A 25,915-nucleotide genomic window follows, 5' to 3' on the forward strand; every position below is an offset into this window, starting at 1 on the left:
CCTTCTCAGCCGTCCGTCCCGGTCCTCTCCTGGCCCGTGGAGCCCTGGTCCGCGGAACGGCTCGCCTCGCCTTTGACCAGGTTGTCCAGCAACTCGCCGACCTGCGGGTCGTGCTCGGCCGCCGCGCCGAGCAGCGCCACCATCTGACCGACCAGCATGCGCTCCAGCGCCGACCGCTCGATGTCACGACGCTCCAGCCAGTCGAGGCCCGCGGTCTCGACGGAGGCGATCCACGAGCGCAGCGTGACGCGGAGCACGGGGCCCGGCTCCTCGACCCGCATCCGCTCCATGATCAGCTTGAGCAGCCGGTGCCTGACCGCGTCGACGACCTCCCCGATCTCGCCGCTGCTGTTGGCGGGACCGCCCCTGAGCAGGGCGGCGAAGCCCGCCGCGTGCTCCTCGACGAAGTCGAAGTATCGGGTGAGCCCCCCGGCCAGCTCGTCCAGCGGGCGTCCGCCGCCCTGGGGTCTGAGCCTCGCCTCCAGCTGGGCCGCGGCGCTCCTCAGCGCGGCGACGTAGAGCTCCTGCTTGCCGCCGAAGTAGTGGTAGACCAGGGCCCGCGACGCGCCGGCCGCCGAGGCCACGTCGTCGATCGAGACGTATTCGGCGTCGTGTCTGCTGAACAGCTCCAGGGCCGCCGCCATGAGCTCCTCGCGGCGGCGGTCGACGGTGAGCCTGCGCCGCGCCGGTCGCGCGCCGCCCGCGGCGGGCTTGGCCCGTTCGGCGGCTCCGGATGTCGACCCCACACCGCGAAGCCTATCGGAGCCGATCCGCGCGGCGGCGGGGTCAAGATCGGAGTTCCCTTCCGCGCAAGCCGTACCCCATTCGGAACTCGATCGTTTTGAGTGACAGGTGCCCATCCACCATCGCGGGGGAGAGCCATGTCAGGACCGCCGGTCAACACCACCGTCACCCGAGCCCGCGGGTTCGCCGAACCCGTCATGTCCGACGGGGGCGTCGGGCCACGCCCAAGACCCACGATCCGCAACGTGGCCGAAAGAGCCGGTGTCTCCAAATCACTGGTCTCGCTCGTCCTGCGCGGATCGCCTCACGTCAGCGAGCATCGCCGGCAGGCCGTGCTCCAGGCGGCCAGAGACCTCGGCTACCGGCCCAACGCGGTCGCGCGCAGCCTGGTCGAAGGCCGTACACACCTGGTCGGGGCGCTCGTCGCCGACCTGCACAACCCGTTCTACGCGGAGTTCCTGGACGGCCTGCAGGAGAGCCTGCACGGCGACGGGCTGAGGCTCCTCATCGGCAACAGCCAGTGGGACCCCGCCTTCGAGGACGAGGCGGTCGAGGCGTTCCTCGAACTGCGCGTCGACGGGCTCGTCCTGCTCGGCATCGCGCCCACCAGCGGGACGCTCATCGAGGCCACCGGCTACACGCCGACCGTGGTGGTGGGCGAGCGCGACATCGACCTCGGCGGCGTGGACATCGTCGTCGACGACGACCAGCTCGGCGCCCGCCTCGCCGTCGACCACCTCGTGGAGCTCGGTCACCGCAGGATCGCCCACATCGAGGCCTCGGGCATCTCCTCCGGGCGTTTCCGGTGCGAGGGCTACCTGGTCGCGATGCGCAGGCACTCCCTGGCGCCGTACATCATGGTCGAGGAGGGCGAGTCCAGTGAGGAGGGCGGCGCGCGTGCGGCCCGCAGCCTGCTCACGCGCGATCCCCGGCCCACAGCGATCTTCGCCGCCAACGACCTGGTCGCCATGGGCGTGCTCTCCGCGGCGGCCGAGCTGGGCCTGCGGGTTCCCGAGGACCTGTCCGTGGTCGGGTACGACAACATCCACCGCGCCGGGACCCAGCCGATCTCGCTGACCACCGTGGACCAGCCACGCCGCGCGATGGGCCGCTCCGCCGCCGCGCTGCTGAACGACCGGATCGGCGACCCCGGCAAGGCCTCGCGCCTGCGCCAGGTCGCGCCGCAGCTGGTCGTACGGAACAGCACGAGTTCCACCGAGCGCTAAAGAGCCTGCCTGGAGCGTTACAGCGCGCCCAGGCAGGCTCCATGACCTCCCCAAAACCGGGTCAACATCGCGAACGGCGGCGCGCCGCCGGTGTTGACTCTGGCCAAGACAGACAAGGGGGGTAACAATGCGTGATCCGGAACTGGTGTCATGCGCCCAGCGGGCCGCCGCCGAGCTCGAACGGGCATGGGCGCACTGGCGGGCCGCCCGGGGCCGCAACGGTGACGCGGGGGCCGAATCCGTGGCCAGCTACGTGGCCCACTCGATCGACCACCCCTGGGGACGGCCGCGCGTGGTCCTCGGGCTGGACGCCGAGGACGCCAGGGAGCTCGCCTCGCTCCTGCAGAAGCCGGAGGCCGGCGAGCACGCCTGGTGACGGGGGCACCGCGCCGGTGAGGCCACGTCCTCGGCGGGGCAGGCACGACAGGCGGGCGCCCACCGTGTCCTGCGCCAGGGCGAGCGCGACGGGCGGGCAGGCGCCGCCTCCCGCGACGGGAAAGCACGTCCGGGCGGGAAAGCGCGCCCATGAAAAAGCACGTCCGGGCGGGAAAGCGCGTCACGCTTCGTGACGGTCCGGCACATATCGCGACAACGGCCGAGTCACGCCCTCAAGCCACGTAGGTTGGGTGGTCGACGACTTCCTTGGGGGCGATGAGCGTGACCGGTAGAGCACTCGCGACGACCCTTGTCCTGTGCGGGCTCGGCGTCGCCGCCTGCGGCGGAACCACCGCGGGCGCGGACCTCGCGCGAGAGCGCGGACCCGTCCCTCCCGCGGCGGGCACGGCCGCGACCTCCGGTGGCGCGGCCTCCGACGGCGCGGCCTCGGGTGGCGCGGCCGACGCCCTGAGCGGCCCGGCGGCCGGCGCGGCCGGCGATCCCGCCGCGACCCCCGCCACCGGGCGGAGCGGCGAGGGTCGCGAGCCGCTCAACGGCAAGGTCGTGGTCATCGACCCCGGCCACAACGGTCAGAACTACCGCCACCCCGCGGAGATCAACAAGAAGGTCAACGTCCTGACGCAGTGGAAGGCCTGTGACACCACGGGCACCGCCACCGCGAACGGCTACAGCGAGGCGGCCTTCACCTGGGACGTCTCCCAGCGCCTGGCCAAGATCCTCAAAAGCCGCGGCGCGACGGTGAAGCTGACCCGCGACGGCAACTCCGGCGTCGGGCCGTGCATCACCCAGCGGGCCGCGATCGGCAACAGGGCGAAGGCGGACGCGGCGATCTCGGTCCACGCCGACGGGTCGAGCACCGCCAACCACGGCTTCCACGTGATCATGCCGGAGAAGATCGGCGGCCCGGTCGACCCGGTGGTCGCGGCCTCCAAGAAGCTCGGCCTGGACGTACGGAACGCCTTCAGGCGCGGCACCGGCCTGTCGTACTCCACCTACATCGGCAAGGACGCCCTCGACTACCGCGACGACCTCGGCGGCCTGAACCTCTCCACGGTTCCCAAGATCTTCGTCGAGTCCGGCAACATGAAGAACCCGGCCGAGGCGGCCAAGTTCCAGCAGCCGGCGTTCCGGCAGAAGATCGCGCTCTCCCTGGCGAACGGGCTGCAGCAGTACCTGAGCCGGTAGGACCCCGCGCGTCAGCGGCCCGGCGGGCCGGCCAGGCCCAGGGGTTCGAGGTTGTCGCGGGCCGGATGGCGGCGCGCGGCCGGGCCCGCGGCGAAGGCCCGCAGGATGTTCCCCGTCGCCCTGCGGACGAAGGCCCCGGCCCGTGCCGTGACGCCGTGGCCGCAGCGGGCGCCCCGCATGGCGCACACCCAGCGCATCGTGCCCGAGCTGAACACCGCGGCGCCGCTCGGCACGGTGTAGTAGGCGCTGTGCGCGACCGTGGCGCGGCCTCCGCAGTTCACCGGGGACACCGACAGGACCTCCATCGGGCGCGGCACGTCCGCGCCGACCCTGTCGGTCTCCACGCCCACCATCCCGGGGAAGGTGGTGCCGCGCCGCACCCCGGTCCCCTTGAAGATCCAGTTTCCGGGGCGTCTGACCACGTAGGCGGACTCGGAGGGGAAGCAGTCGTACATCGGGCCGGTCAGCGAGTTCTCCGGCCTGCCGGTGGCGCGCCACAGGACCGTCCCCGGGTCCTCCGCGGCGTCCTTGTGGCAGACGACCAGGCGGCGCGGGCCCAGGCGCGTAGCGGCGAACCTGACCCGCCAGTAGACGGCGTTGGCGCCCAGGAAGGCGAGGTTGGTGCCGCGGTCCCGGGCGGCCTCGACGGTGCGGCGCATGCCCGCCGACCAGTACTCGTCGTGCCCCAGTGACACCAGGCCCCTCGCCCCGTCGAGGATGTGCGGGTCGCGGTCCAGGTCCAGGCTCGTGACGTAGGCGAGCGGTACGCCACGACGCTCGGCGAGCTCGATGGCGTCGCGTTCCATGTCCAGGAAGAGCCGCGCCCCCGAGGCGTCGTACGGGCGGTCGAAGCTGACCGCCCGGGACCTGTCCCCAAAGCCGCCGGGCCCCCGGTAGAGGCTGCGGCCGCCCCAGTCGTTGTACGCCTGCCAGGTGGTGACGGCGTTGACGACGACCAGGCGTCCCCGGGTGGAGGCCGACCTGACGGTGAGGGGGACGTAGCGCCGTCCCCCGGTGGCGGCGTCCAGCCGGATCAGGTAGGAGCCCTCGGGCCAGCCCGAGGTGTCCACCTCGGGGCCGGGTCTCCAGTGGGCGGCGGTCACCGTCCCGGTGGCGGCGATCGTCCTGGGCGGCGCCTGCCTCCTGCCGGGCAGCCCGGACTCCCGCCAGACCTGCCTGGCCCCCGCTCCGCCGTACCAGCCCATCCGGAAGGCCCTGGCGGTGTAGCGGTCGGCGGTGGTCGAGACGTACAGCCGGAAACGCTCTCCGGGCAGCACGCTCACCCGGTCGGCGAAGCCCTCGATCTCGTGCTCGGCGCCGCGCCGGCGCAGCCGCCAGCCGGGATCGCCCTCCTTGGCGTTCTCCGCCACGGTGGTGCCCGCCCCCTCGGCGCTCCGCACCGCGGAGGAGGACGCCGTGGGAGTGGGCGAGGGCGGGGTGACGGGGTCCTCGATGGTGGCCGAACACCCGGCGACCAGCATGATCGCCGCCGGTATCGCCACCAGGGCCGCGAGCGGTGTGCGGGCCGGGTGCCTGGACGCTTGGAACATGAGCAGCAGCATGTCCGCGCGAGGGGCCTCCTCGGGCTCTCCCGCGCGGTACTTGGGCGGTTCTTGGTTCCGTGTCCGGGGTCGCGAAGGTAAAGGGCTTATTTCTCTGGCGGTTTGGCATGATTTAAACCATGGATCTCCTGCCGCTTCCCTCCGCGTCCACCCCTGCCGGCGGTTTTCTCGGCCTTCCCCACGGAGCCGTCGTCTCCGGTCCCGCCGAGCTGGTGGACGCCGTACGCCTGGCGCTCGCCGTGCTCGACCCGCGCCCCGGTGAGGGGGGGACGATCACGGTGGAGCCCGACGCCTCGCTCGGCGCCGAGTCGTACGTCCTGGACGTGACGGACGGGGGCGTGCGCATCGCGGCCGGAGACCGGGCCGGGGCCTTCTACGCGGGCCAGACGCTGCGGCAGCTGCTGCCCGCGGCGGCGTTCCGCGCGGTGGCCGCCACCGGGGCGAGCTGGAGCGTTCCCCTCGGCCGGGTGCGGGACGCGCCCCGGTTCTCCTGGCGCGGGGTGCATCTGGACGTGGCGCGGCACTTCATGCCCAAGCGCGAGGTGTTCAGGATGGTCGACATCATGGCGGCCCACAAGCTGAACCGCCTCCACCTGCACCTGGTGGACGACCAGGGGTGGCGGGTCGAGAGCCTCCGGCACCCCCGGCTGCACGAGGTGGGCGCGCACCGCCCGCGTACGATCACCAGTTACTACCGGGAGGAGCCGACCTTCGACGAGGTGCCGCACGGCGGCTACTACACGCTGGAGGACCTCGCCGAGATCGGCGCCTACGCGCGGGCCCGCGCCGTGACGGTCGTGCCCGAGATCGACGTACCGGGACACGCCTCGGCGATCCTCGCCGCCTACCCCGAGTTCGACGCCCGCGCCACCGGCGGGCGCCGGCCCGAACCCTTCACCGTGCTGGACCGCTGGGGCATCTCCCCGGCGATCCTGTCCCCGCTGCCGGAGACGGTCGACTTCCTGACCGGCGTGATCGAGGAGATCACCGGGGCGCTGGGCGAGACCCCGTACGTCCACATCGGCGGGGACGAGTGCGTGCTCGACGACTGGGCCGCCTCCCCCGAGATCGTCGCGTTCCAGGCGGAGCTGGGGCTGGGGAGCGTGAGCGACCTGCACGCCTGGTTCCTGCGCCGGCTGGCGGACGCGCTGGCCGAGCGCGGCAGCAGGGCGGTGGTGTGGGACGAGGCGTTCGTCAGCGGCAGGCTCAGGCCCGACACGATCGTGATGCCCTGGCGCGGGCAGGGGGTGGCCAGGCGCGCCGCCGCCGCCGGGCACGACGTGGTGCAGACGCCGGTCTTCCCGCTGTACTTCGACTACGCCGAGGCCTCCTCCGAGGAGGAGCCCGTGGCGATCGGCGACGCGATCACCGTCTCGGACGTCGCGGCCTTCGTCCCGGCGCCGGAGTCGTGGACGGACGGGGAGCGGGAGCACGTGCTCGGGGCGCAGTTCCAGCTGTGGAGCGAGCGGCTGCCCGACGGGCGCGCGGTGGACTACCGCGCCTGGCCCCGGGGATGCGCCCTGGCCGAGGTCGCCTGGTCGGGCTCGGCCGGGAACGGGTTCGACGCCCGGCTGGAGACGCACCTGGGCCGCCTCGACGCGCTCGGCGTCGAGTACCGGCCGCTGACCGGCCCGCGTCCCTGGCAGCTGGGCGGGGCCGGCCACCGGCGCCACCGCCCGGGGGCCGTCAAGGTGGACGAGGTCATGAAGCACCTGGAGGAGATGACCCACGAGGCCGACTCGACCCGTCCCAGCATGTGACCGGCCTCCCGGCCCCCTCGGGGGCCGGGAGGACACGGATGGACGGGGCGAGCCGGCGAGCTGTGGAGGCCCCCTGTCAGGCGACGAGCCAGATCCCACGGGAGGCGTTCGCCCACATCCTCATCGTTGGCCGTCCTCACCGTCAGGCATCCTCACCGTCCGGCGAGGACCTCGTAGCCCGCCTCCTTGACGGCGGCGCGGACGGCCGCGTCGTCGAAGGAGTCTCCCGAGACGTCGACCCTGCCGGTCTCGAGGTCGACGTCGACACCGGTGACACCCGGGACCTCACCGACCTCCTCCTTGACCGAGCTCACACAGTGGCCGCAGGTCATACCGGTGACGGTGTATGTGGTCGTGCTCATCGTGCCTCCCATGTCCTGAGGTTACCCACCCAGGGTATACCGTCGGCCGCCTTCCGGCCCGATGGGGTGACGGATCGGGACCCGCCGCAAAGGTTCGGACCGCGATGATTCCGACCGCGCCATGACCGAATCAGGCTGGACCGGGATCGGGCTGGGATCGGCTGGGCTGGGATCGGGCGACGACCCGCGTGGGAAACGGGCCGGACCAGGCCACGGCCCGCGCGGGCCGTGGACAGGACCAGGCCGTGGACAGGGCCGATCCGCGACCGGATCACCGCGCGAGCGGATCAGGTCGTGATCAGGCCAGGATCGGCCTCTGATCGGCCTCTGATCGGTCCGTGATCAGGTCTCGGGCCGATCCGCGGCCGGGTCAGATCGTGCCGGGCCGTGTCGTGCCGCTTCGCGCCGGGTCTCGGCACGACCGGGCCGGGGCCGTACCAAGCCAGGTCGGGCCGACCCGTACCGGGACCGGGTCAGGTCGCGGTGCTCCGGCTCGCGGTACGGCCGATGATCTGGCGGAGGTCGACCACGCCGTGACGGCGGAGGCGGCGGGAGAGGTCGCGGTTCACGCGGTACGCCCAGAGGGGCCCCTCGTAGATCAACGCGCTGTAGCCCTGGACGAGCGTGGCCCCGGCGAGCAGGCGCTCCCAGACGTCGTCCACGTCCTCGACGCCACCGACGGAGACGAGCACCAGACGATCGCCCACCCGGGCGCGAAGCCTGCGCAGGACCTCCAGGGACCGGGCCTTCAGCGGGCGCCCCGACAGGCCGCCGCTCTCGTGGCCGTGGTCACGGCCCGCGGGCTCCGCCTCGGCCAGCGCCTGCCTGCCGATCGTGGTGTTGGTGGCGATGATGCCGTCGAGTCCGAGATCCAGGGCCAGGTCCGCGACCGCGTCCACGTCGGCGTCCGCCAGGTCGGGAGCGATCTTGACCAGCAGCGGGGTGCGCTTGGGCGTGGCGTCGGCGACCTCCTTCACCGCGCGCAGCAGCGGGCCCAGCAGCTCCACGGCCTGGAGGTCGCGCAGGCCGGGGGTGTTGGGTGAGCTGACGTTGACGACCAGGTAGTCGGCCAGGGGGGCGAGCTCCCTGGCGCTGGCCACGTAGTCGGCGACGGCCCCCGACTCGGGCACGACCTTCGTCTTGCCGATGTTGACGCCGACGATCGCGGGGACGCCCCGGGGCCTGGCCAGCGACCGGGCCGCGGCGGACGCGCCCGCGTTGTTGAAGCCCATCCGGTTGATGATCGCCCGGTTTCTCACGAGACGGAACATCCGGGGCCTGGCGTTGCCCGGCTGGGCATGGGCCGTGATCGTACCGACCTCGACGTGGCCGAAACCGAGCGCGGACACGGCCTCGACACAGCCGGCGTCCTTGTCGAAACCGGCCGCCAGCCCGAACGGGCCGGAGAAGTGCACGCCGAAGGCCTGCACGCGCAGCGCGGGGTCACGTGGCGCGAGGCGGCGGTGGACCAGCCGCCTGACCACGGGGGTCACCGAGAGGACGCGGAGAGCGCGCACCGCCATGTGGTGCGCGTCCTCGGGGTCGAGGCGGCTGAGGACCTGCGAGAAGACGAATCGATACATCACCGATCAGGTTAGTGCCCCGGTGGGGTGCGGCTCGCGCCGACCGCGCCTCCGGGGTACCTGATCAGGAGATGACTGTCGAATCCCAGCAGCCGCAGCAGGCGGAGTACCGGGCCCGAAGGCCGCACGATGACCATCTCTTGGCCGAGGCCGCGCAGGTGCTCGTCGGCCCTGAGCAGGGTCCGCGCGCCCGCGCAGTCGATGAAGACCACCTGGTCCAGGTCGAGTTCGACCGTCGCCGCGGTGAGCCCTCCGAGAACACGCCGCAGTTCGGCGCCCTTGACGGCGTCGAGATCACCGCGAACGGTGATCTCGACCCTGTCCTCGGCCGGCTCAGGCGACGTGAGCAGGATCACCGTATTTCGCCCGCCCCCTCACCGAGCACCTCGGCCGCCAGGTCGGCTACACGGCGGCGGGTGTCGCGGGCCTGCTTGCGCAGGCCGGTGAAGGCCTGGGTGGCGGTGAGGTCGTGCTTGCCCATCAGGTAACCGATCGCCCGCTCGATCACCACGCGGTAGTCGAGGGCGTACTGGAGCTGGTCGGCCAGGGCGCTCTTCTCCTCGGCGGCCATCGCGGCGGTGAGAAGCTGCTCGATCACGTCCGCGTAACCGTAGAGCGCCTGGACGTCCGAGTCGTCCCACTCGTAGAAACCGGCCTGATAGACGTTCAGCGTGCCCACCGGCTCGCCTCCAAGACGCACCGGCACCCCGGCCACCGCCCGCACCTCCGGGTGCAGCCGATCGGCGAGCTTCGGCCAGCGCGGGTCGACACGCACATCGCTTGAGGTCACCGCGGAATTCTCCTCGTACGCGGAAACGCACGGTCCCTGACCGAGATGAAGTTGTGCGCCCTCAAGGCTGCGCCCCCGTTCATCGGTGGCGACCAAATAGCGGAGATCTTTACCTTCTTCGGCAAACATCAGTCCCGCACCCGCATATCCGAACAGCGAGTTCACCACATCCACGGCACGCTCCAACTGATGAACTATGCCTGTGGTGGACGAGGTCGTCTGAAGCCTTCTCAGGCTCGCGACCAGCGCTTCCGGATCAATGTGAGTCATACGTGTGGCGCCTTTCAGCGTCGACCTGGTTACTTGACGTGCACACTACGGCTTCCCTGGAAGAGGAGTTCTATGAGCCATGGTCTGGAGGACCATCACCATGAGCTCGCCGAGGCGTTCTCCCGTCCGGACTTTCGCGGGCTGCCATTCATGGCTCGTCCGGTCGTAGAAATTAAGGATGCCGATCAACCGCTCCTCCGCTCGCAGAGGCACGGAGAGCACCGCCCGGACGTCCGAGACCCGCGCGGCCACCCCGGGGAACCCGAAGGGTCTGGCCGCCCTCAGGTCGTCGACCGTGACGTCCGCGCCCCGGGTGAGGGTCTCGATGGCCGGGCCGGCCCCGATCTGCTCCTGGATCAGCTCCAGGCGCCGGCCCTGCTCGTCGGAACCCGCGACCGCGCGCAACCGGTCGTGGTCGTCTATCAACATGAGTGCGGCCCCGTCGGAGCCGAGGACATCGGCGAGGGCGCTCAGGGTACGGTCGACGAGCCGGGAGAATTCAAGGACCTGGGTCATGGCGGGCTTCCTCCATGTCGAGGTAGCTCCGCGGACACAAGGCGGAATGATCTGCGGAGCAGAGCCTAGTGCTGCCCGGCGACTCCGGCCAAGCCGTTCCCCCCTCGGCCGTGCGGCCAAGGCCGGACATCACCGTCAATACATCGTTAAGCATTCGGCAAACGACGATTGGCAGGGTGGGCTTTATGAGCATCTTGTCACGTTCGGCCATCGCCCGGCGCCGCCGCACCCTGGCTAACCTCGTGCTCCGCGACCTCGCCGAGACCGGTGACGTCACCGTCCCGGTCTGGTGGGACGAGGAGATCGAGCGGGAGTTCGGCGGACTGGGCGGGTTCCTCTCCGAACTGAGCCGCCAGTGGTGGACGGCCTACGCCGCGCACCTGGACGCGCTGATCGAGCTGGGCCTCGACGACCCCTCCCAGGCGTGGGACGACGTCACCGAGCAGATGCCGTGGCTGCGGGCCGTCCTCGACGCCTACACGGACGACGCGGCGCTCGCCGAGGCCGAGCGGCGGCACTGCGACGTCCTGCGCTGGACGACCCGCCGCGAACCCCGGCACGCGGCCTGAGAGGAAGCGGTCCGAGAGGACGCGGCCCGGGGCTCGGGGGCGCGGCCCGGGGCTCGGGGGCACGGCCTTCGTACCCGTGGACTCCGGGGGTTCGTGGCCTCCGCCCCCGTGAATTCGGGGGGTTCACGGCCTCCGTACCCGTGGATTCCACGCCCCCGGAGGGCTGCCGACCCGGTCCCTCGCATATCGTGCGGGGAATATTCGCGAGGGATCGGGTAGCCATGAACGATGGTCAGATTTGTCGAGGGTAAACCTCCACCTCACAGAAATTCCAATGATCATGCCGCTGACCTGCGGCTGGGTGTGCGCCTGACGATGGCGATGGCGGCAGTGGCGATCTTCACCGTGCCGTTCGTGATCCTGCTCGTGCTCGTGAGGACCTCTTCCACCCCGCTCACGAGTCTCGACGAGAGCATCGCGCTGAGCCTGCACGCCCACGCGCTGGAGAACCCCGGCTACACCGCCTTCCTCAACGTGGCGACCGAGGTGTTCGGCCCCTGGACGTGGCGTGTCCTGGTGGTGCTGACCGCCGTCTGGCTCTGGCGCCGGGGCGCGCCGCGCCTGGCGATCTGGGCGGTCGCCACGATCACCTTCGGCGGCCTGCTGAACCTCGCCGTCAAGGGGATCGTCGACCGCGCCAGGCCCGACCTGCCGAATCCGGTGGCCTGGGCGCCGGGCGCGTCCTTCCCCTCGGGGCACGCGATGGGAGCGGCGCTGGGGGTGTGCATCCTCGTGCTCATCCTGCTGCCCTTCCTGCGGAGCCCGGCCTCGCGGATCGCCGTCTGGGCCGTCGCGGCGGTCATCATGGTGTTCGTCGCGTACAGCCGGGTGGCGCTCGGCGTCCACTGGACCAGTGACGTGATCGCGGGGGTCGCGCTGGGCATCGTGGTCGTGGTGGGGGCGGCGGCGGGGTTCGAGACCTGGCGCCGGGGAGAGGGCCGCAGGCCCGCCGAACCGCACATGGAAGGCGTCGAACCCGAGGCGTTCCGAGAAGGTCATTCGGGGTAGCTGGCGCGCCATGTCGAAAATGTCGGTGGATTTCAAAGGCGTGACGCGCCTCATCCTGGCGCCACTGGCCATCATGGCCGTACTGACGATCGGCGTCGGGCTCCTCATCACCAAGGTCCTGCAGACGACGACCCTCATCGCGAACGACGAGGGGGTCAACGCGCAGCTGGCCGGAGACCGTACGGCCTACTGGAGTTCGATCACCGACGTGGTGTCGGGCCTGTCCGACACACCGGTGATCATCACTGCCACCGCGTTGCTGGTCATCGCCTTCCGGCTCGCCTTCAAGCGCTGGAACGAGTCGATCTTCCTCGCGCTGGCGGTCTTCTCACAGTCGGCGATCTTCCTGCTGGCGACCGTCTTCGCCCAGCGCAAGCGACCCGCCGTCGAGCACCTCGACCCCGCTCCGCCCACCTCCAGCTTCCCCTCGGGGCACACCAGCGCCGCGGTCGCCTTCTACTGCGGCGTCGCCCTGGTGCTGACCGTCCACACCCATCGCTACAAGATCCTGAACGTGCTCTGGTGGGTGATCGGCCTCGGCATCCCCCTGGGCATCGCCTTCTCGCGCATGTATCGCGGCATGCACCACCTGAGCGACGTGAGCTGGGGTTTCCTGCTCGGCGTGGTCTGCATCGCGGTGGCGGCCAACGCGCTGCTGTTCCGGTCGGTGATCACGGAAAAAAAGAAAAAAGTTCTGAGCACGTAGCGACCCCCGCCCGCACCGGGGATCCGGGGTGGCGGAGATCGCCGGAACGAGGACCGGCGGGGGCGAGAGAGGGACATTCACCACCCGCCGGGTCGCTTCACATGAGACCGTTGTGAAGCAGCACCACCAAGCTTCACAACTGTCACCTCGCGTGTCTCAAAGATCACAATGCGCTACGAAGTAAGATGGAACCCTCGTCGGGGAGATTCAAGTCTTCCTTTCGGGGCACGAGCAGCCAGCCGGCCGGACCGAGAGACGTTCGACGGCTACCCCAAGGAAGGAAGCCGGCCCATGGATCGCCAATCCGTCGTCTGCCATAAATGTTCGGGCGTTCTCCTCGCCACCGACTCTCGCACCTACACCGCGCAGCGAGGGCGTCTGATCCTGACCAACGGCTACTGCACCTGCCCCGCGGAGCAGGCCCCCGTGGAGCAGGTCACCCAGCAGCAGCCCCAGCCCGTCGTGGAGCAGCCCGTCTCGCACCGGCAGCCCACCCACCCCCAGCAGCAGAGCGCCCCCGCGGGCCAGAACTCGATGGTGGTCGCCTAGCGGCACCCCGGGGAGCGGTCGCGACGTCGGGGGGCGTACGCGACGGCTCGGCTCCCCCACGACCGCGCGCCGCCACCGGGCTCTCGCGGGTCGTCCCCTCTGACTGATCGGGTCATATTCGCCGATCAACCGCTGTCACGGATCCGGACGCCTCCACGGTCATCCACCCTCTGGATCCGGGTACGTCTCTTTGATCATCCCTCTTCGGTCGTCCGATTCCCGGAGCTCTCCGGCCGCCCCCGCACGCCCGGCCCCACTCCCCGACCAGTCGCTCCGCCGCTCAGGCGCTCTCTCGGGTCCCGGCGCGTCTCTCGGGTCGTTTCCCGCCTCCGGGGTCCCGGCGCACTCCCGGGACCGGCCTCAGGCCCGCGACATCACCGCGACATCGCGCGGCGGTGCTCAGCCGCTCAGTCCCCAGGCCAGCACCACGGACAGACCACTCGTCGCGAGCAGGCCGACGAGTACCACTATGGCAATCACTCGACGGTTCATGACGGAAAGCCTAGTCAGGCATCCGGGTGGTCTCGCACGCCGACGTACGTGAGGAACCGCGCGGGGAGCACGGTGGGCCCGGGAGAGAGTACGAGATCATGACGGCCAGCTGGTCGGGGGCGTCTGCTCGCTCTCCGCGCGGATGATGTGGATGACCGCGTTGATGAGCGCCAGGTGGGTGAACGCCTGGGGGAAGTTGCCGAGGTGGCGTCCGGTCACCGGGTCGATCTCCTCCGCGTAGAGGCCGAGGGCGCTGGCGAAGGAGAGGACCCTCTCGCAGAGCCTGCGGGCACGGATGTGCTCCCTGATCTCCGTCAGTGCCGAGACGAGCCAGAACGAGCAGATCGCGAAGGTGCCCTCCTCCCCGTTCAGGCCGTCGTCCGTGCTCTTCGTCTCGTAGCGCCGGACCAGCTCGTCGACGGTCAGCTCGTCGGCGATGGCCAGCACGGTGGCGCGGACCCTGGGGTCGTCGGGCGGCAGGAAGCGCACCAGCGGGATGAGCAGGAGCGACGCGTCGAGGACGTCGGTGTCGTAGTGCTGTTTGAAGACCCCGCGCTCGCTGACGCCGTGGGCGCACACGTCGGCGTGGATCTCGTCGGCGACCACCTGCCAGCGCTCGGCGAGTTCCGGCTCCTCCCTGAGCCGGGCGAGCCTCGCGCCCCTGTCGGCCGCCACCCAGCACATGACCTTCGAGGAGGTGAAGTGCCGGGGCTCGCCGCGTACCTCCCAGATGCCACGGTCGGGCTCCCGCCAGTGCCTGATGACGGACTCGACCTGCCGCTTCAGGATGGGCCAGATCCGCTCGTCCAGACGGTCCCGCGAGCGGGTGTGGATGTAGAAGGAGTCGAGGACCGCGCCCCAGACGTCGTTCTGACGGTGCCGGTAGGCGGCGTTGCCGACCCTGACGGGCTTGGCTCCCTCGTACCCGGAGAGATGGTCGAGAACGTACTCGTCCAGCTCTCGTTCGCCGTCGATGCCGTACATGACCTGGAGTTCCTCGTCCCGTTCCGCCACGTCGGCGATGAACCAGAAGAAGTCGTCGGCCTCCCAGTCGAAGCCCAGCGTGTACAGGCCCCAGAGGGCGAAGGTCGAGTCCCTGACCCAGGCGTAGCGGTAGTCCCAGTTGCGGTCGCCGCGCGGGGTCTCGGGCAGGGAGGTGGTCGCCGCCGCGATGAGGGCACCCGTGGGGGCGAAGGTGAGGCCCTTGAGAGTGAGGGCGCTGCGCTCCAGATACCTCCGCCAGGGGTGGTCGGGGAAGGCGCCTCTGGCGAGCCAGTGCTGCCAGTGGTGGGCGGTCCACACGAGCCGGTGGTAGGCGTCCTGGAAGGTGTACGGCGGCTCGTGCATGGTCCACGACAGCGCGCAGAAGCGCGTGTCCCCCTCCTTGAGGAGGGTACGAGCCATCGCGCGCCCGCCCTCGAACCCCAGCCGCATGTCGGTGGTGAGCCGCAGCTCCAGGCTCTCCCCCTCCGCCGTCGCGACCCCCTGCTGGTAGCCCCTGTCGGTGTACTCCCAGCGGGCGGACTTGCGCCCGTAGTCGAAGATCGGCTCGCAGTCGAGCGTGATCTGCATCTCCCCGCTGACGCACCGCACCGTGCGGAGCAGCACATGGGAGGCGTCGTAGTCGGTCGGCGCCCTCCTGTGCGTATGGGAGAGCTCGTCCTCGTCGTGGTGCCAGGGTCCCATGAGCAGCACGTCACGCACGATGATCCAGCCGGTGGGGGTGCCCCAGCTCGTCTCCAGGACCATGGTGCCCGGCAGGTAGCGGCGCGCCGCGGGCACTCTCAGGTCGGCGGGGCCGACCCGGAAGCCCCCCGCGCCCCGGTCGAGGAGTGCGGCGAAGACGCTGGGAGAGTCCATCCGGGGCAGGCAGAGCCACTCGACGTTCCCGCTCGGGGCGACCAGCGCGGTGGTCTCGCAGTCGGACAGGAACCCGTAGTCGGCGATGGGCGGGAAGGGGGAGGGTCCGGGCAGCACGTCCGCCGTCGGATTCGGTGTCATCGGCCCTCCTTGAGCGTGGAGACCTCCGTCTTCGAACGGAGAAGAACGTCAGGCGCACTTCCTACCCCGGCTACCGGGGTCAGGCACGTCTTTCGCCTGATCAGGCGTGTCCTCGCGCGCTCTGCTCCTTCCGCGACTCCTCCCGCGACTCCTCCCGCGACGGGACCGTACTGCGTCACGGCGCGGGCGAACTCCCCACGCCTGTCGGCCCGCGTCCCCCGTCGGCACGGGATTCCCTGCCGGTACGGGAACCGGTCCTCGTCTCCGGATGCCTCCGCATGCGGCTGGATGCGGCTGGATGCGGCTGGATATCCGGCGCTCAGCGAGGAATGTCGCGGTCCATCACCGAATCACGAGCTAACCTCATAAGTCACATTATTCCCAGCTGTATGTGAACTTTTCGGACAAGCCACTGTCGAATCTGCTATCAAGTTGCCCGACCAAGGTTCACGTCAGAGAGGGTCATCGTGGGGCGCGACGATATCCAAGGACCGTACGAGGAAGATCCTCGCGAGCAGACCGGTCCCCTCGGACCGGCGCAGTACGAACCCGAACGTCCCGCCGGCGACGTGTTGTCGGACGGATGGAGCGAGATCGACCTTCCGGAGCTCACCCCGGGCGACGGGTCCCAGGTGATCGTCCACGTCGACGGGTCCCGGGAGATCGTCCGGGCCGACGGGTCCCGGGAGATGGTCTACCTCAACGAGCGTCGCGAGATAGGGGACACCGACATCACGTCCGACGGCCCCCTCTACCACGAGGAGGACGAGGCGACGTCCTCACGCGGTTTCCTGGGGTCGGGCTGGCGCGAGGACCCCGATCCCTACGAGGAGCGTCGCCGCAAGAGCAGGGGCAAGAGCAGGGCCCTGCTGGCGGTCGTGGGCGGCGTCGTGATCGCGGGGGTCGCGGGCGGCTGGTTGCTCTCCTCCTCCCTGGACGGGAAGTCCGGCGCCACGTGCTCACCCGGCGTGCGGTGCTCGGTGGCCGACCTGCCGAAGGTTCCCTCGGAGACGCCGACGCCCCTGCCCGGGAAGGAGACGGCGGAACCGTCCGGCGAACCGACCACGGCCGACGAACCCACGACCGCCGCTCCCACCAGGGCTCCCAGGACCCGGGAGCCCTCCAGCCGGCCTTCGCCGACCCGCAGCACCCCGCAGAAGGAGACCCGTCCGACGGCGTCCTCCGAGGAGGCCGAGCAGGAGGAGACCTCCCGGACGGACCCGGGCCCGAGCTCGCGGATCACCTCCGAGCCCGAGCCCTCGCCGACGAACCAGGCCCCCACGGAGAGCACCACCCCGAGCCAGCAGCCGACGACGGCACCGCCGCCGCCCCAGGACACCGGGTCGAACGGCAACTCGGGCGGCGGCCGGGGCGGCCTGCTCGACTGGCTGTTCTGACCGTCCGCCGCCCGGCACCCCAGGGCTCCGAGGCCGCGGCGGCGCTCCAGCGTCTCCGGGCGCGTCGACCGGCGGGCCGCTACCGTACCGTCACGCCCGCCGGGACCTACGGCGTGAGCGTGCCGACGGCATGGCCGCTCCGGGGCCGCTGAGGGCGGTGAACCCCGGCGCGGTGCTCCTGGGGGCTGATGCCGCGCTCGCGCTTGAAGGCGGCGCTGAGCGCGAACGCGCTGCCGTAGCCGACCTGCGTGGCCACCGCGCCGACGGTGGCGTCGGTCTCGCGCAGCAGGTCGGCGGCCATGGCCAGCCGCCAGCCGGTGAGGAACGTCATGGGCGGCTCGCCCACCAACTCGGTGAAGCGGCGGGCCAGGGCGGCGCGGGAGACACCGGCCTTCGCGGCCAGCGTGGCCACCGTCCAGGGGTGCGCCGGGTCGCCGTGCAGCATGCGCAGGGCCTTGCCCACCACGGGGTCGCTGTGGGCGCGGTACCAGGCGGGAGCCCCGGCCTCGGGGCGGGAGAACCAGGCCCGCAGGACGGCGATGAGCAGCAGGTCGAGCAGCCGGTCGAGAACGGCCTCCTGCCCCGGCTCGTCCTTGACGATCTCGTCGCCGAGCAGCGGGATGATGGGGCAGTTCCAGGCGTCCTCCGGGAGGACCAGCAGCGGGGGCAGCGCCTCCAGCAGACGGCGGCTGATCTCCCCGCGCATCTGGTAGGCGCCGGTGAGGAGCACCGTTGACCCGTCGGGGCTGTTGCCCCAGGTGCGGACGCCCAGGTCCATCTCCTGAGCCAGGCTTCGCCCGTCGAGGGTGGTGCAGTGCTGGCCCGGATGGATCACCACGTCGGGCGGCGTGGCCGGATCGTCGGCGACCGTGTAGGGATCCGGGCCGAGGATGATCGCGACATCCCCCGGCCCCAGGCGCACCGGGTCTCCGTCGTCGAGGATCACCCACGCCTCACCCCGCACCATGGCCGTCAGGGCGAGTGGCGCCCGGTCCTGGATCCGCAGGGACCAGGGCGGGTCCAGGACGGAGCGGAGCAGGAACGCTCCCCTGGCCCTCGGACCGTCCAGGAAGTCGGTGAGTGCGTCCACGACCTCAATGTAGACGCTGAAACATGGGATTGCGCTTCTCGACCATGGCTCGTCTCATCCCTGGCCGGTTCACTGGTCGTATGACAGAGAACATCCGTGAGCGGGACACGACACCGGTCCTCGGCGGCACGGGCAGGACCGGCCGCCGCGCGGTGGAGCGGCTCACCGCGCGGCCTGCCGGTGCGGGTCGGCGAGCACGTCCGGTCCCGACGCCGGGATCTCCCCGACGGCCCAGGAGAATGTGATGTTGATGTTCCGAGGCGTCGCGCTGGTCGCGACGGCCATCACGATGGGACTCGTGGCGGGTCTCTTCTACGCCTACACCTGCTCCGTCATGCCCGGTCTGGCCCGTACGGACGACCGGACCTTCGTCAGCGCGATGCAGCGGATCAACGTGGCGATCCTCAACGGCTGGTTCGCCGCCTGCTTCGGCGGCGCGCTGGTGCTGACCGTCCTCTCCGTGATACTCCACCTCCAGACGGACGGGCGGCCCGTACTGCCCTGGATCGTGGCCGCGCTCGTCCTGTACGTGGTGATGCTCGTCATCACGATGGGGATCAACGTGCCGCTCAACAACGCGCTCGACGCGGCCGGGGACCCCGACCGCGTCGCCGACCTCGCGGCGGTGCGCGAGCGGTTCGAGGCGGCGTGGGTCCGCTGGAACCTCATCCGCACGCTGGCGTGCGTGGCCGCTTTCGGCTGCGTCACCTGGGCCCTCGTCGTGTACGGGCGCACCGGCCTGCCGGACGGGCCATGACCGGGGCCTGACCGCGCGGGTGGCGACCAGGGGCATGGTCACGCGGGTGGTGGCCGGGAGCATGACAGGGCGAATGGCGACCGGGGAACGTGACCTGGCGAGTGGCGACCAGGGGCATGGTCACGCGGGTGGTGGCCGGGGAACATGACCAGGTCTACCCCTGTCCGTCCGAACTTCTGCCAGGATGCCGTCTGGCGCCGCCCCACGATCATCCGGCGCGGATCGGCACGGATCGGTACGGATCAGCGCGTCTCGGGGAGGCCGGTCTCTGACCCCGCGTCCTGACCACCGACACGCACGGGAGCCCTCCGATGACCAGGTACCGGATTCTCGCCGTCGACGACGACCCCGCGATCCTGCGCTCGTTGCGGCGCGGCCTGCGGCTGGAGGGCTTCGGCGTGGAAACCGCGGACTCCGGCGAGCGGGCACTGGAACTGGCCGGCGACGCCGCGCCCGACGCGATCGTCCTCGACGTGTCGATGCCCGGACTGTCAGGGATCGAAGTGTGCGCCCGCCTGCGAGCACGCGGAACGGAAGTGCCGGTGCTGATGCTGTCGGCGATGGACGAGGTCGCCGACCGGGTGGCGGGACTGGCCGCGGGCGCCGACGACTACGTCGTCAAGCCGTTCGACCTGGGCGAGCTGGTCCTGCGGCTGCGTGCCCTGCTGCGCAGGGCCGGCCGCGCGGCCGGTGAGACGGTCCGGGTGGGCCCGCTGACGGTCGACCCGGCCGCCCGCCGGGTCACCGTGAGCGACAGGGAGGTCGAGCTGACCCGGCGGGAGTTCGACCTGCTGGAGGTCCTCGCGTACAACGCGGGTGTCGTGATGTCCAGGTCGGTGCTGCTGGAGCGGGTCTGGGGATACGACTTCGAGGTGACCGGCAACGCCGTGGACACCTTCGTGGGTTACCTGCGGCGCAAACTGGAGGCCGGGGGCGAGCCGCGCCTGGTGCACACGGTGCGCGGGGTCGGGTTCGTGGTGCGGGACGGGCGACGGTGAGGCTGTCCACCCGGTTCGCGGCCTGCCTGGCGGCGCTCGTCCCGCTGCTGGTGCTGCTGGGCGGCCTGCTCGTGCTGAACCTGGTCTCCCGCGACCTGCGCGCCGAGCGGGACGGGCGGATGGCGACGCGGGCACACGCGCTGGCGCCGCTGGCCACCTCGTACTCCTGGCGCGTCCGTATGACCCCCCGCCTACCGCCGGACCTCATCACCCAACGGCTCGCCGGGGCCGCCGCCATGGGGGCCGGCGGCCCCGGTGGGATGCGCGTCGAGGTACCGGGGAGCAAGCCGCTCGACATGGGAGAGGTGCCGGCCACGACACCCGCCGGGGCAGGAAAGGGGCCGGCCACCTTCGCCGACGGCACGCGGGAATGGCGATTCGTGGCATCCGACCTGGGCCCGCGAGGGGGCGCGGGCCGCCTGTGGGTGTTCGAGGCCGAGGAACACCTCGACCGGCAACTCGGGGTGCTCCGCGACCGGCTGGCGCTGGTCACCCTGATCTCGGCGGGGATGGGCGTCGTGGCCGGTCTCGCTCTCGGCAGGTTCGCGGTGCGCCCCCTGGCGGTGCTCCGCGGCCAGGCACGGGGCATCGGCGCGTCCTCCGTGAGGGGAACGCGGCTGGCGACCGCCTCCGGGGTCACCGAGATCGACGAACTGGCCGGTGTGCTCAACGACCTGCTGGACCGGCGTGACGCGGCGGTGACGCGTACCGGCGAGGCGTTGGAGACCGCCCGCGCCTTCGCCGCCACCGTGGCGCACGAGCTGCGGACGCCGCTGACCAGCATGGGCACCAACCTGGAGTTGCTCGGCCACCCCGGCCTGGATCCGGTGGAGCGCACCGAAATAGTCACCGACCTGGGCGCGGAGCACGGCCGGGTCCAGCGACTGATCACGATGCTGCGCCGGCTGGCGCGCGGCGAGCTGGTCGAGCCCGCGGCCTTCGCCGACACCGACCTGGCCGAGATCACCGCCGTCGCCGTCGAGGAGGCGCGGCGCCGCCACCCGAAGGCCGCGATCACCTTCTCCCCCGCGACCGACCTGCCGGTACGGGGATGGGCGGAGGGACTCCGGATGATCGTGGACAACCTCCTCGACAACGCCGCGATCCACGGCACGGACGCCACGAACGGCACGGAGGCCACCGACAGCACGGACCGCCCGGACGGCGCGAACGCCGCAGACGGCACAGACCGTCCCGACAGACCGGACAACGCGAACGGCCCGGACGGGCCGGACGGGCCGGACGGGCCGGACGGGCCGGGGCGTGCCACGATCACGGTGACGCTGTCCGCCGACGGCGAGGCCGCCGTGCTCGTCGTCCAGGACGCGGGACCGGGGATACCGCTCGCCGAACGCGAGTCCGTCTTCACCAGGTTCCACCGCCGGGCAGGCAGCCCCGGTTCCGGCCTCGGCCTCACCCTCATCCGCCAGCAGGTGGCGCTGCACGGCGGCACGGTCGCGGTGACCGACCCCGAACAGGGCCGCGGGACGCGCGTCGAGGTGCGGCTGCCCACCTCCGCTCCCCTCTCCGCCCGCTCCCCGCTGCGGCCCGGCGAGCGCCCCTCCGGCGTCCGGTCCTGGCTGGCCGAGCCCCGCCGGTCCCCACCGTGAGTCCGCCGTAGACCCACCGGAGGCATGCCAGAGATCTGCCAAAGAAGTGCGCCATGCTCCCCGCCGTACGCGAGCGGCTCACCCGCCGCCGGACCCATCGGAGGGAAACATGAACATCCACCGCCTACGAGTACCCGCCGTCGCGACGGTCGCCGCACTCACGCTGGCCGGTCTGGCGGCTCCGGCCGGCGCCCTGTCCACGACGGCTCCGGCCTCCCTCGCACCGGCCTCGTCGCTGTCCGCACCGGCCGTCGCCGAGGCGGGCGCCTTCGACCTCATACGGCCGTCGGCGAGTCCGGTCAAACTGCGGAGCGACCCGAGGAAGCTCTCGGTGACCTACACCTACGAGGGGGGCGAGCGCACTCTGGAGGACTTCCTCACACGTACGAAGACCAACGGTTTCGTCGTTCTGGACGGCCAGAAGATCGTGGACGAGCGCTACGTCGAAGCCGACCGCAACACCCGGTTCCAGTCCTGGTCGATGGCGAAGTCCTTCACGTCGGCCGCAGTCGGCATCGCCCTGCGGGAGGGCCACATCCGCTCGATCGACGACCCGGTGACCCGCTACCTGCCCGAACTGCGCGGCTCCGGCTACGACGGGGTGTCCATCCGGAACCTGCTGCGCATGTCATCGGGGATCGCCTGGGACGAGCGCTCCGACATACCGAAGGTGCAGATGGCCGTGAACCGGGGCCAGTCGGTCGAGAAGCTGGCGGCGCGCCGGGTGCGCGGCTGGGAGCCCGGCAGCAGGTTCGAGTACACCAGCATGAACTCCTTCGTACTCGCCGACGTCGTCAGCCGCGCCACGGGCACGCCGTACCACCGGTACGTGGAGAAGAAGATCTGGAAGCCCGCCGGCATGGAGTCCACGGCGCGCATCGACAAGGACTCCACCGGCGACAGCCTCGGCTACTGCTGCTACCACGCCACCGACCGCGACTTCGCCAGGTTCGGTCTGCTCTACCTCCGTGACGGGAAGGCGGCGGGGCGCCAGGTCGTGCCGCGCGCCTGGGTCAAGAAGTCGACCACGCCCTCCGCCTCCTTCAACGCCGGCTACGGGCTGCACTGGTGGCTCGGCGACGGCGACCAGGGCGACTTCATGGCCGCCGGGTTCGGCGGGCAGTACATCTACGTCTCCCCCGAGCAGGGGGTGGTCGTCGTCAAGTCGACCGTCTCCACCTCGGCCCACGACCAGCGCGAGGCGCTGGCCGCGTTCCGCGCCGTGGCCGCCGAGGTGGTGAGAACCCGCTGACGGCGGCCGGACGGGACCGGCGAGGGTGTCACCTGCCGGAGCGCAGGGATCCAAGCAGGTAACACCCCTGAACCGGGCGCAGCGACGCCCCCGGACGGGGCGCAGCGACGAACGCGGTGACGAGCGCGGTGACGAGCGCGGTGACGAGCGCGGTGACGAGCGCGGCGAGAGAAGCAGTGAAGGGCGCGGTGACGGGTGACGCTGGCGCGGTGACGGGTGACGCTAGCGCGGCTTCTCGCGTAGCAGCTCGACGACCGCGCCGATGTCCCCGTCACCCCAGCCGCGCTCGGCAGCCTCCTCGTAGCGCCGCTCGACCAGCCGGGCGATCGGCAGGTCGAGGCCGGCCGACCTCGCCAGGTCGACGGCGAGCCGTACGTCCTTGGCGGCGAGCCTGGTCGTGAACCACCCCTGGTGGTCGCCGGTCAGGATGTCGTCGACCCGGTTGTGCAGTGCGGGCGCGACGGTGGGCCAGGTGAGGAGGAAGTCGTGCAGCAACGTCTCGTCGAGCCCCACCCCCAGACCCGTGGCGGCCGCCTCGGAGAGCGCGGCGATCCCGGTCATCAGCAGGTAGTTGTTCAGCAGCTTGAAGGCGAGCGCCGCGCCGGGATCCCGGCCGCAGTAGGAGTAGGAGGCGAACACCTCCGACCACACCGGCTTCAGCACGTCGACGACCTCACGCTCGCCACCCACCAGGACCGAGGCCTGCCCCTCGGCGACGGCCGGCGGCCAGCCGATGACGGGCGCGGCCACGAACCGGCTCCCGGGCGCCATGTCCCGCAGCGCGCGGGCCGTGTCCGGGGCGACGGTGCTCGTGTCGGCCACGACGGGCCCCTCGGACCCGATTCCGGTCAGCTGGGACATCACCTCGCGAACCGCCTGGTCGTCGGCGAGTGACAACAGCACCCCCTCGGCCCCCCGCGCGGCCTCGGCGGGCGAGGCCGCCTCGACGGCGCCGAGGCCGACCAGCTCCTCCGCCCGCCCCGGTGTGCGGTTCCACACCGTGACCGGGAAGCCGCGCACCAGCAGCCGCCGGGCCAGTGCCCGCCCCATCATGCCCATCCCGAGTACAGCGACGTGCATAGATCATCCCCCCTCACGCCATTGTGCCCCCCGCGGGTCCGGGCGCCCCGGGCCGCCACGCGGGTGACCCGCGGCATCGCGATGGTCGTACGGGCGGCGTCACGGGGGTTCAAGCCGGGTGGGCACGGGCTACGGGGCCCCGACCCGGGTGACCCGGTCCGTCGGAAGTTCACGCCGGGTAGGCGTGGGTCTCGGTGGCCTTCACGGCCGCCCAGATCCGCTGTCCCGAGGTGAGGTCGAGGTCCGCGACGGCGGCGGGTGTGACGTCGGCCGAGGCGGTGATCGGCCCTTCCAGGTGGATGCGGACGTTGTCGCCGTGCCGCTCGATGCCCTCGATCGTGGCCTCCCAGAGATTGCGCGGGGTGCCGTCCGGACGGGTCCGGTAGAGCGCGACCGCGCCGGGACTGAAGGCGACGAACGCGGGACCGTCCAGGTGCTCGGCGACGCTGAAACCCACCTCGCCCACGGTGACCCGCCGTCCCGCGGCGAGACCCCGGTAGAGGTTGAGGCCGACCAGGCGGGCGACGTAGTCGGTGCGCGGGCGCCGGGCGACCTCGGCGGGGGTGCCGCGCTGCACGACGGTGCCGTTCTCGATGACGACCAACTGGTCGGCGAGCACCATGGCGTCCAGCGGATCGTGGGTGACCAGGACGGTCGCGCCGCCGAAGTCGGCCAGGTGGCGGCGGAGCTGGGAACGGATCTCCAGGCGGGTGTGGGCGTCGAGGGCCGCCAGCGGCTCGTCCAGCAGCAGCAGGCGGGGTTCCACGGCGAGGGCGCGGGCCAGGGCGACGCGCTGGGCCTGACCACCCGACAGCTGCCGGGGTTTCGCCGCGACGTACCCGGCCAGGCCGACACGCTCCAGCCAGGCGGCGGCACCGCGCCGCGCCTCCGCTCTGGAGGCGCCTCGGCAGCGAGGTCCGAAGGCGACGTTGTCCAGAGCCGACAGGTGCGGGAAGAGCAGGTAGTCCTGGAAGACCATGCCGATCGGGCGACGTTCGGCGGCAAGGGTGTGCAGCGCCTCGCCGTCCAGGAGGATCCGCCCTCCGGACAGGGCGGTGAGCCCGGCCAGCGCGCGCAGCGCCGTGGTCTTGCCCGCGCCGTTGGGGCCGAGCAGGGCGACGACCTGGCCGGCGGCGACCTCAAGTTCGATGTCCAGGTGGAAACCGGGCCGGGTGACGACGAGGTGGGCGTTCAGGGTCACGGGGCGCTCACCCACCGGTCGCGCAGGCTGGCCAGGATGATCACCGAGACGGCGAGCAGGACGAGGCTGAGCACGATCGCGGCCTCGGGTTCGCTCTCCAGGGCGAGGTAGACGGCCAGCGGCATGGTCTGGGTCCGGCCGGGGAAGTTGCCGGCGAAGGTGATGGTCGCCCCGAACTCGCCGAGCGCGCGGGCCCAGCACAGCACGGCGCCCGCGACGATGCCGGGGGCGATCAGCGGCAGGGTGACGCGGCGGAAGATGGTCCAGCGGGAGGCCCCCAGCGTCGCGGCGGCCTCCTCGAAGCGCAGGTCGGCGGCGCGCAACGCTCCCTCGACGCTGATGACCAGGAACGGCATGGCGACGAACGTCTCGGCGACGACGACCCCGGCCGTGGTGAACGGCAGGGTGATGCCGAAGGTGGAGTCGAGCCACTGGCCGACCAGGCCGCGCCGCCCCAGGACGAGCAGCAGGGCGACCCCGCCGACCACCGGGGGCAGCACGAGCGGGACGGTGACCAGCGCCCGCACCAGGCGGCGGCCGGGAAAGGCGACACGGGCCAGCGACCACGCCAGCGGTACGCCGAGCAGCAGGCACACCAGCGTGGCCACGGTCGCGGTCACCAGCGACAGGCGCAGCGCCTCCAGCACCTGCGGCTCGCCGAGCCTCTCGGCCAGGGTGGACCAGGGGGCGCGTACCAGCAGCCCGGCCAGCGGCAGCGTCAGGAAGAGCATGCCCACCACGGCGGGCAGCACCAGCACCCAGGGCAGGCGACCCGCCACCCCACCGGCCGCGCCGCCCGCCGCGCCGCGCG

General features: G+C 71.6%; 25 protein-coding genes. 13 read left to right on the forward strand and 12 right to left on the reverse strand.

Annotated elements, in window-relative coordinates; all coding sequences use genetic code 11:
* Positions 1-5: 5 nt before the first annotated feature.
* Positions 6-746: a TetR/AcrR family transcriptional regulator gene (locus tag ACFFRH_RS35800; RefSeq protein ID WP_344747619.1), complete on the reverse strand. Its 741-nt coding sequence runs from the start codon at positions 744-746 to the stop codon at positions 6-8.
* A 135-nt stretch (positions 747-881) separates the two neighbouring features.
* Here ACFFRH_RS35800 and ACFFRH_RS35805 point away from each other — a divergent pair, with 135 nt between their 5' ends.
* The 3 genes from ACFFRH_RS35805 (at position 882) to ACFFRH_RS35815 (ending at position 3,551) form a co-directional block, all read left to right on the forward strand.
* Positions 882-1,970, forward strand: coding sequence for a LacI family DNA-binding transcriptional regulator (locus ACFFRH_RS35805; protein ID WP_344747618.1), 1,089 nt, complete (start codon positions 882-884; stop codon positions 1,968-1,970).
* A gap of 127 nt (positions 1,971-2,097) precedes the next feature.
* Positions 2,098-2,346: a hypothetical protein gene (locus tag ACFFRH_RS35810; protein ID WP_350972203.1), complete on the forward strand. Its 249-nt coding sequence runs from the start codon at positions 2,098-2,100 to the stop codon at positions 2,344-2,346.
* A 275-nt stretch (positions 2,347-2,621) separates the two neighbouring features.
* Positions 2,622-3,551 (forward strand): N-acetylmuramoyl-L-alanine amidase, encoded by a 930-nt coding sequence (locus ACFFRH_RS35815; protein ID WP_386161932.1) that lies wholly within the window; start codon positions 2,622-2,624, stop codon positions 3,549-3,551.
* A gap of 11 nt (positions 3,552-3,562) precedes the next feature.
* On the opposite strand, the gene ACFFRH_RS35820 is transcribed toward ACFFRH_RS35815, so the two are convergent.
* Complete coding sequence (locus tag ACFFRH_RS35820; RefSeq protein WP_386161934.1) at positions 3,563-5,101, reverse strand: N,N-dimethylformamidase beta subunit family domain-containing protein; 1,539 nt, start codon at positions 5,099-5,101, stop codon at positions 3,563-3,565.
* A 131-nt stretch (positions 5,102-5,232) separates the two neighbouring features.
* Here ACFFRH_RS35820 and ACFFRH_RS35825 point away from each other — a divergent pair, with 131 nt between their 5' ends.
* Positions 5,233-6,873, forward strand: a complete 1,641-nt coding sequence (locus tag ACFFRH_RS35825; RefSeq protein ID WP_344747614.1) for a beta-N-acetylhexosaminidase — start codon at positions 5,233-5,235, stop codon at positions 6,871-6,873.
* 152 nt (positions 6,874-7,025) lie between these two features.
* Here ACFFRH_RS35825 and ACFFRH_RS35830 read toward each other — a convergent pair whose 3' ends face one another.
* The 5 genes from ACFFRH_RS35830 to ACFFRH_RS35850 all read right to left on the reverse strand — a co-directional run bounded on the left by ACFFRH_RS35830 (position 7,026) and on the right by ACFFRH_RS35850 (position 10,394).
* Positions 7,026-7,235 (reverse strand): heavy-metal-associated domain-containing protein, encoded by a 210-nt coding sequence (locus ACFFRH_RS35830; protein ID WP_344747613.1) that lies wholly within the window; start codon positions 7,233-7,235, stop codon positions 7,026-7,028.
* Positions 7,236-7,708: 473 nt separating this feature from the next.
* Positions 7,709-8,818 carry a quinone-dependent dihydroorotate dehydrogenase gene (locus tag ACFFRH_RS35835; protein ID WP_386161937.1) on the reverse strand — a complete coding sequence of 370 codons (1,110 nt, stop codon included), beginning with the start codon at positions 8,816-8,818 and terminating at the stop codon, positions 7,709-7,711.
* A gap of 11 nt (positions 8,819-8,829) precedes the next feature.
* The gene (locus ACFFRH_RS35840; RefSeq protein ID WP_344747612.1) at positions 8,830-9,174 is read right to left on the reverse strand and encodes an STAS domain-containing protein; all 345 of its coding nucleotides are present in this window, start codon (positions 9,172-9,174) and stop codon (positions 8,830-8,832) included.
* Positions 9,171-9,878, reverse strand: coding sequence for a GAF and ANTAR domain-containing protein (locus tag ACFFRH_RS35845; RefSeq protein WP_386161939.1), 708 nt, complete (start codon positions 9,876-9,878; stop codon positions 9,171-9,173). The genes ACFFRH_RS35840 and ACFFRH_RS35845 overlap by 4 nt, the downstream gene beginning before the upstream one ends.
* A gap of 45 nt (positions 9,879-9,923) precedes the next feature.
* On the reverse strand, positions 9,924-10,394 hold the full coding sequence (locus ACFFRH_RS35850; RefSeq protein ID WP_386161941.1) for a GAF domain-containing protein: 471 nt from the start codon (positions 10,392-10,394) through the stop codon (positions 9,924-9,926).
* Positions 10,395-10,579: 185 nt separating this feature from the next.
* Between ACFFRH_RS35850 and ACFFRH_RS35855 the strand changes: the two genes are divergently transcribed.
* The 4 genes from ACFFRH_RS35855 to ACFFRH_RS35870 all read left to right on the forward strand — a co-directional run bounded on the left by ACFFRH_RS35855 (position 10,580) and on the right by ACFFRH_RS35870 (position 13,226).
* On the forward strand, positions 10,580-10,963 hold the full coding sequence (locus tag ACFFRH_RS35855; RefSeq protein WP_386161943.1) for a hypothetical protein: 384 nt from the start codon (positions 10,580-10,582) through the stop codon (positions 10,961-10,963).
* A gap of 303 nt (positions 10,964-11,266) precedes the next feature.
* The gene (locus tag ACFFRH_RS35860) at positions 11,267-11,971 is read left to right on the forward strand and encodes a phosphatase PAP2 family protein (RefSeq protein ID WP_386161945.1); all 705 of its coding nucleotides are present in this window, start codon (positions 11,267-11,269) and stop codon (positions 11,969-11,971) included.
* A 40-nt stretch (positions 11,972-12,011) separates the two neighbouring features.
* Complete coding sequence (locus tag ACFFRH_RS35865; protein ID WP_344743633.1) at positions 12,012-12,677, forward strand: phosphatase PAP2 family protein; 666 nt, start codon at positions 12,012-12,014, stop codon at positions 12,675-12,677.
* 291 nt (positions 12,678-12,968) lie between these two features.
* On the forward strand, positions 12,969-13,226 hold the full coding sequence (locus ACFFRH_RS35870; protein WP_344743634.1) for a hypothetical protein: 258 nt from the start codon (positions 12,969-12,971) through the stop codon (positions 13,224-13,226).
* A 588-nt stretch (positions 13,227-13,814) separates the two neighbouring features.
* Here the strand turns inward: ACFFRH_RS35870 and ACFFRH_RS35875 are convergent.
* Positions 13,815-15,719, reverse strand: a complete 1,905-nt coding sequence (locus ACFFRH_RS35875) for a glycoside hydrolase family 15 protein (protein WP_386161946.1) — start codon at positions 15,717-15,719, stop codon at positions 13,815-13,817.
* Positions 15,720-16,186: 467 nt separating this feature from the next.
* On the opposite strand from ACFFRH_RS35875, the gene ACFFRH_RS35880 reads away from it, so the two are divergent.
* Complete coding sequence (locus tag ACFFRH_RS35880; RefSeq protein WP_344743637.1) at positions 16,187-17,116, forward strand: hypothetical protein; 930 nt, start codon at positions 16,187-16,189, stop codon at positions 17,114-17,116.
* 106 nt (positions 17,117-17,222) lie between these two features.
* On the opposite strand, the gene ACFFRH_RS35885 is transcribed toward ACFFRH_RS35880, so the two are convergent.
* Positions 17,223-18,206, reverse strand: a complete 984-nt coding sequence (locus ACFFRH_RS35885; RefSeq protein WP_344743639.1) for an AraC family transcriptional regulator — start codon at positions 18,204-18,206, stop codon at positions 17,223-17,225.
* A gap of 244 nt (positions 18,207-18,450) precedes the next feature.
* On the opposite strand from ACFFRH_RS35885, the gene ACFFRH_RS35890 reads away from it, so the two are divergent.
* The 4 genes from ACFFRH_RS35890 to ACFFRH_RS35905 all read left to right on the forward strand — a co-directional run bounded on the left by ACFFRH_RS35890 (position 18,451) and on the right by ACFFRH_RS35905 (position 22,823).
* Positions 18,451-18,963, forward strand: coding sequence for an anthrone oxygenase family protein (locus ACFFRH_RS35890; RefSeq protein ID WP_344743640.1), 513 nt, complete (start codon positions 18,451-18,453; stop codon positions 18,961-18,963).
* Positions 18,964-19,274: 311 nt separating this feature from the next.
* On the forward strand, positions 19,275-19,961 hold the full coding sequence (locus tag ACFFRH_RS35895; protein WP_344743641.1) for a response regulator transcription factor: 687 nt from the start codon (positions 19,275-19,277) through the stop codon (positions 19,959-19,961).
* Positions 19,958-21,571 carry a sensor histidine kinase gene (locus ACFFRH_RS35900; RefSeq protein ID WP_344743643.1) on the forward strand — a complete coding sequence of 538 codons (1,614 nt, stop codon included), beginning with the start codon at positions 19,958-19,960 and terminating at the stop codon, positions 21,569-21,571. The genes ACFFRH_RS35895 and ACFFRH_RS35900 overlap by 4 nt, the downstream gene beginning before the upstream one ends.
* Before the next feature lie 109 nt (positions 21,572-21,680).
* Entirely contained in the window at positions 21,681-22,823 is a 1,143-nt protein-coding gene (locus ACFFRH_RS35905) for a serine hydrolase domain-containing protein (protein WP_344743645.1), read from the forward strand.
* Between the two features lie 222 nt (positions 22,824-23,045).
* Here the strand turns inward: ACFFRH_RS35905 and ACFFRH_RS35910 are convergent, their stop codons facing one another.
* The 3 genes from ACFFRH_RS35910 to ACFFRH_RS35920 all read right to left on the reverse strand — a co-directional run bounded on the left by ACFFRH_RS35910 (position 23,046) and on the right by ACFFRH_RS35920 (position 25,835).
* Complete coding sequence (locus tag ACFFRH_RS35910; RefSeq protein ID WP_386161948.1) at positions 23,046-23,903, reverse strand: NAD(P)-dependent oxidoreductase; 858 nt, start codon at positions 23,901-23,903, stop codon at positions 23,046-23,048.
* Between the two features lie 169 nt (positions 23,904-24,072).
* Positions 24,073-25,104 (reverse strand): ABC transporter ATP-binding protein, encoded by a 1,032-nt coding sequence (locus tag ACFFRH_RS35915; RefSeq protein WP_344743649.1) that lies wholly within the window; start codon positions 25,102-25,104, stop codon positions 24,073-24,075.
* A complete protein-coding gene (locus tag ACFFRH_RS35920) occupies positions 25,101-25,835 on the reverse strand; it encodes an ABC transporter permease (protein ID WP_344743679.1) in 735 nt (244 codons plus the stop codon). Before ACFFRH_RS35920 ends, ACFFRH_RS35915 begins: the two co-directional genes overlap by 4 nt.
* Positions 25,836-25,915 lie beyond the last annotated feature (80 nt).

It is taken from the genome of Streptosporangium vulgare (assembly GCF_042428775.1).
In the GTDB taxonomy this organism is placed as follows: domain Bacteria; phylum Actinomycetota; class Actinomycetes; order Streptosporangiales; family Streptosporangiaceae; genus Streptosporangium; species Streptosporangium vulgare.

What these genes read in the sequence shown, in the direction of transcription:
- ACFFRH_RS35805 (WP_344747618.1), top strand. Translation starts at nt 882, where the DNA reads ATGTCAGGACCGCCGGTCAACACCACCGTCACCCGAGCCCGCGGGTTC.
- ACFFRH_RS35810 (WP_350972203.1), top strand. Translation starts at nt 2,098, where the DNA reads ATGCGTGATCCGGAACTGGTGTCATGCGCCCAGCGGGCCGCCGCCGAG.
- ACFFRH_RS35815 (WP_386161932.1), top strand. Translation starts at nt 2,622, where the DNA reads ATGAGCGTGACCGGTAGAGCACTCGCGACGACCCTTGTCCTGTGCGGG.
- ACFFRH_RS35820 (WP_386161934.1), bottom strand. Translation starts at nt 5,101, where the DNA reads ATGTTCCAAGCGTCCAGGCACCCGGCCCGCACACCGCTCGCGGCCCTG.
- ACFFRH_RS35825 (WP_344747614.1), top strand. Translation starts at nt 5,233, where the DNA reads ATGGATCTCCTGCCGCTTCCCTCCGCGTCCACCCCTGCCGGCGGTTTT.
- ACFFRH_RS35830 (WP_344747613.1), bottom strand. Translation starts at nt 7,235, where the DNA reads ATGAGCACGACCACATACACCGTCACCGGTATGACCTGCGGCCACTGT.
- ACFFRH_RS35835 (WP_386161937.1), bottom strand. Translation starts at nt 8,818, where the DNA reads ATGTATCGATTCGTCTTCTCGCAGGTCCTCAGCCGCCTCGACCCCGAG.
- ACFFRH_RS35845 (WP_386161939.1), bottom strand. Translation starts at nt 9,878, where the DNA reads ATGACTCACATTGATCCGGAAGCGCTGGTCGCGAGCCTGAGAAGGCTT.
- ACFFRH_RS35850 (WP_386161941.1), bottom strand. Translation starts at nt 10,394, where the DNA reads ATGACCCAGGTCCTTGAATTCTCCCGGCTCGTCGACCGTACCCTGAGC.
- ACFFRH_RS35855 (WP_386161943.1), top strand. Translation starts at nt 10,580, where the DNA reads ATGAGCATCTTGTCACGTTCGGCCATCGCCCGGCGCCGCCGCACCCTG.
- ACFFRH_RS35870 (WP_344743634.1), top strand. Translation starts at nt 12,969, where the DNA reads ATGGATCGCCAATCCGTCGTCTGCCATAAATGTTCGGGCGTTCTCCTC.
- ACFFRH_RS35875 (WP_386161946.1), bottom strand. Translation starts at nt 15,719, where the DNA reads ATGACACCGAATCCGACGGCGGACGTGCTGCCCGGACCCTCCCCCTTC.
- ACFFRH_RS35890 (WP_344743640.1), top strand. Translation starts at nt 18,451, where the DNA reads ATGTTGATGTTCCGAGGCGTCGCGCTGGTCGCGACGGCCATCACGATG.
- ACFFRH_RS35895 (WP_344743641.1), top strand. Translation starts at nt 19,275, where the DNA reads ATGACCAGGTACCGGATTCTCGCCGTCGACGACGACCCCGCGATCCTG.
- ACFFRH_RS35905 (WP_344743645.1), top strand. Translation starts at nt 21,681, where the DNA reads ATGAACATCCACCGCCTACGAGTACCCGCCGTCGCGACGGTCGCCGCA.
- ACFFRH_RS35910 (WP_386161948.1), bottom strand. Translation starts at nt 23,903, where the DNA reads ATGCACGTCGCTGTACTCGGGATGGGCATGATGGGGCGGGCACTGGCC.
- ACFFRH_RS35920 (WP_344743679.1), bottom strand. Translation starts at nt 25,835, where the DNA reads ATGCTCTTCCTGACGCTGCCGCTGGCCGGGCTGCTGGTACGCGCCCCC.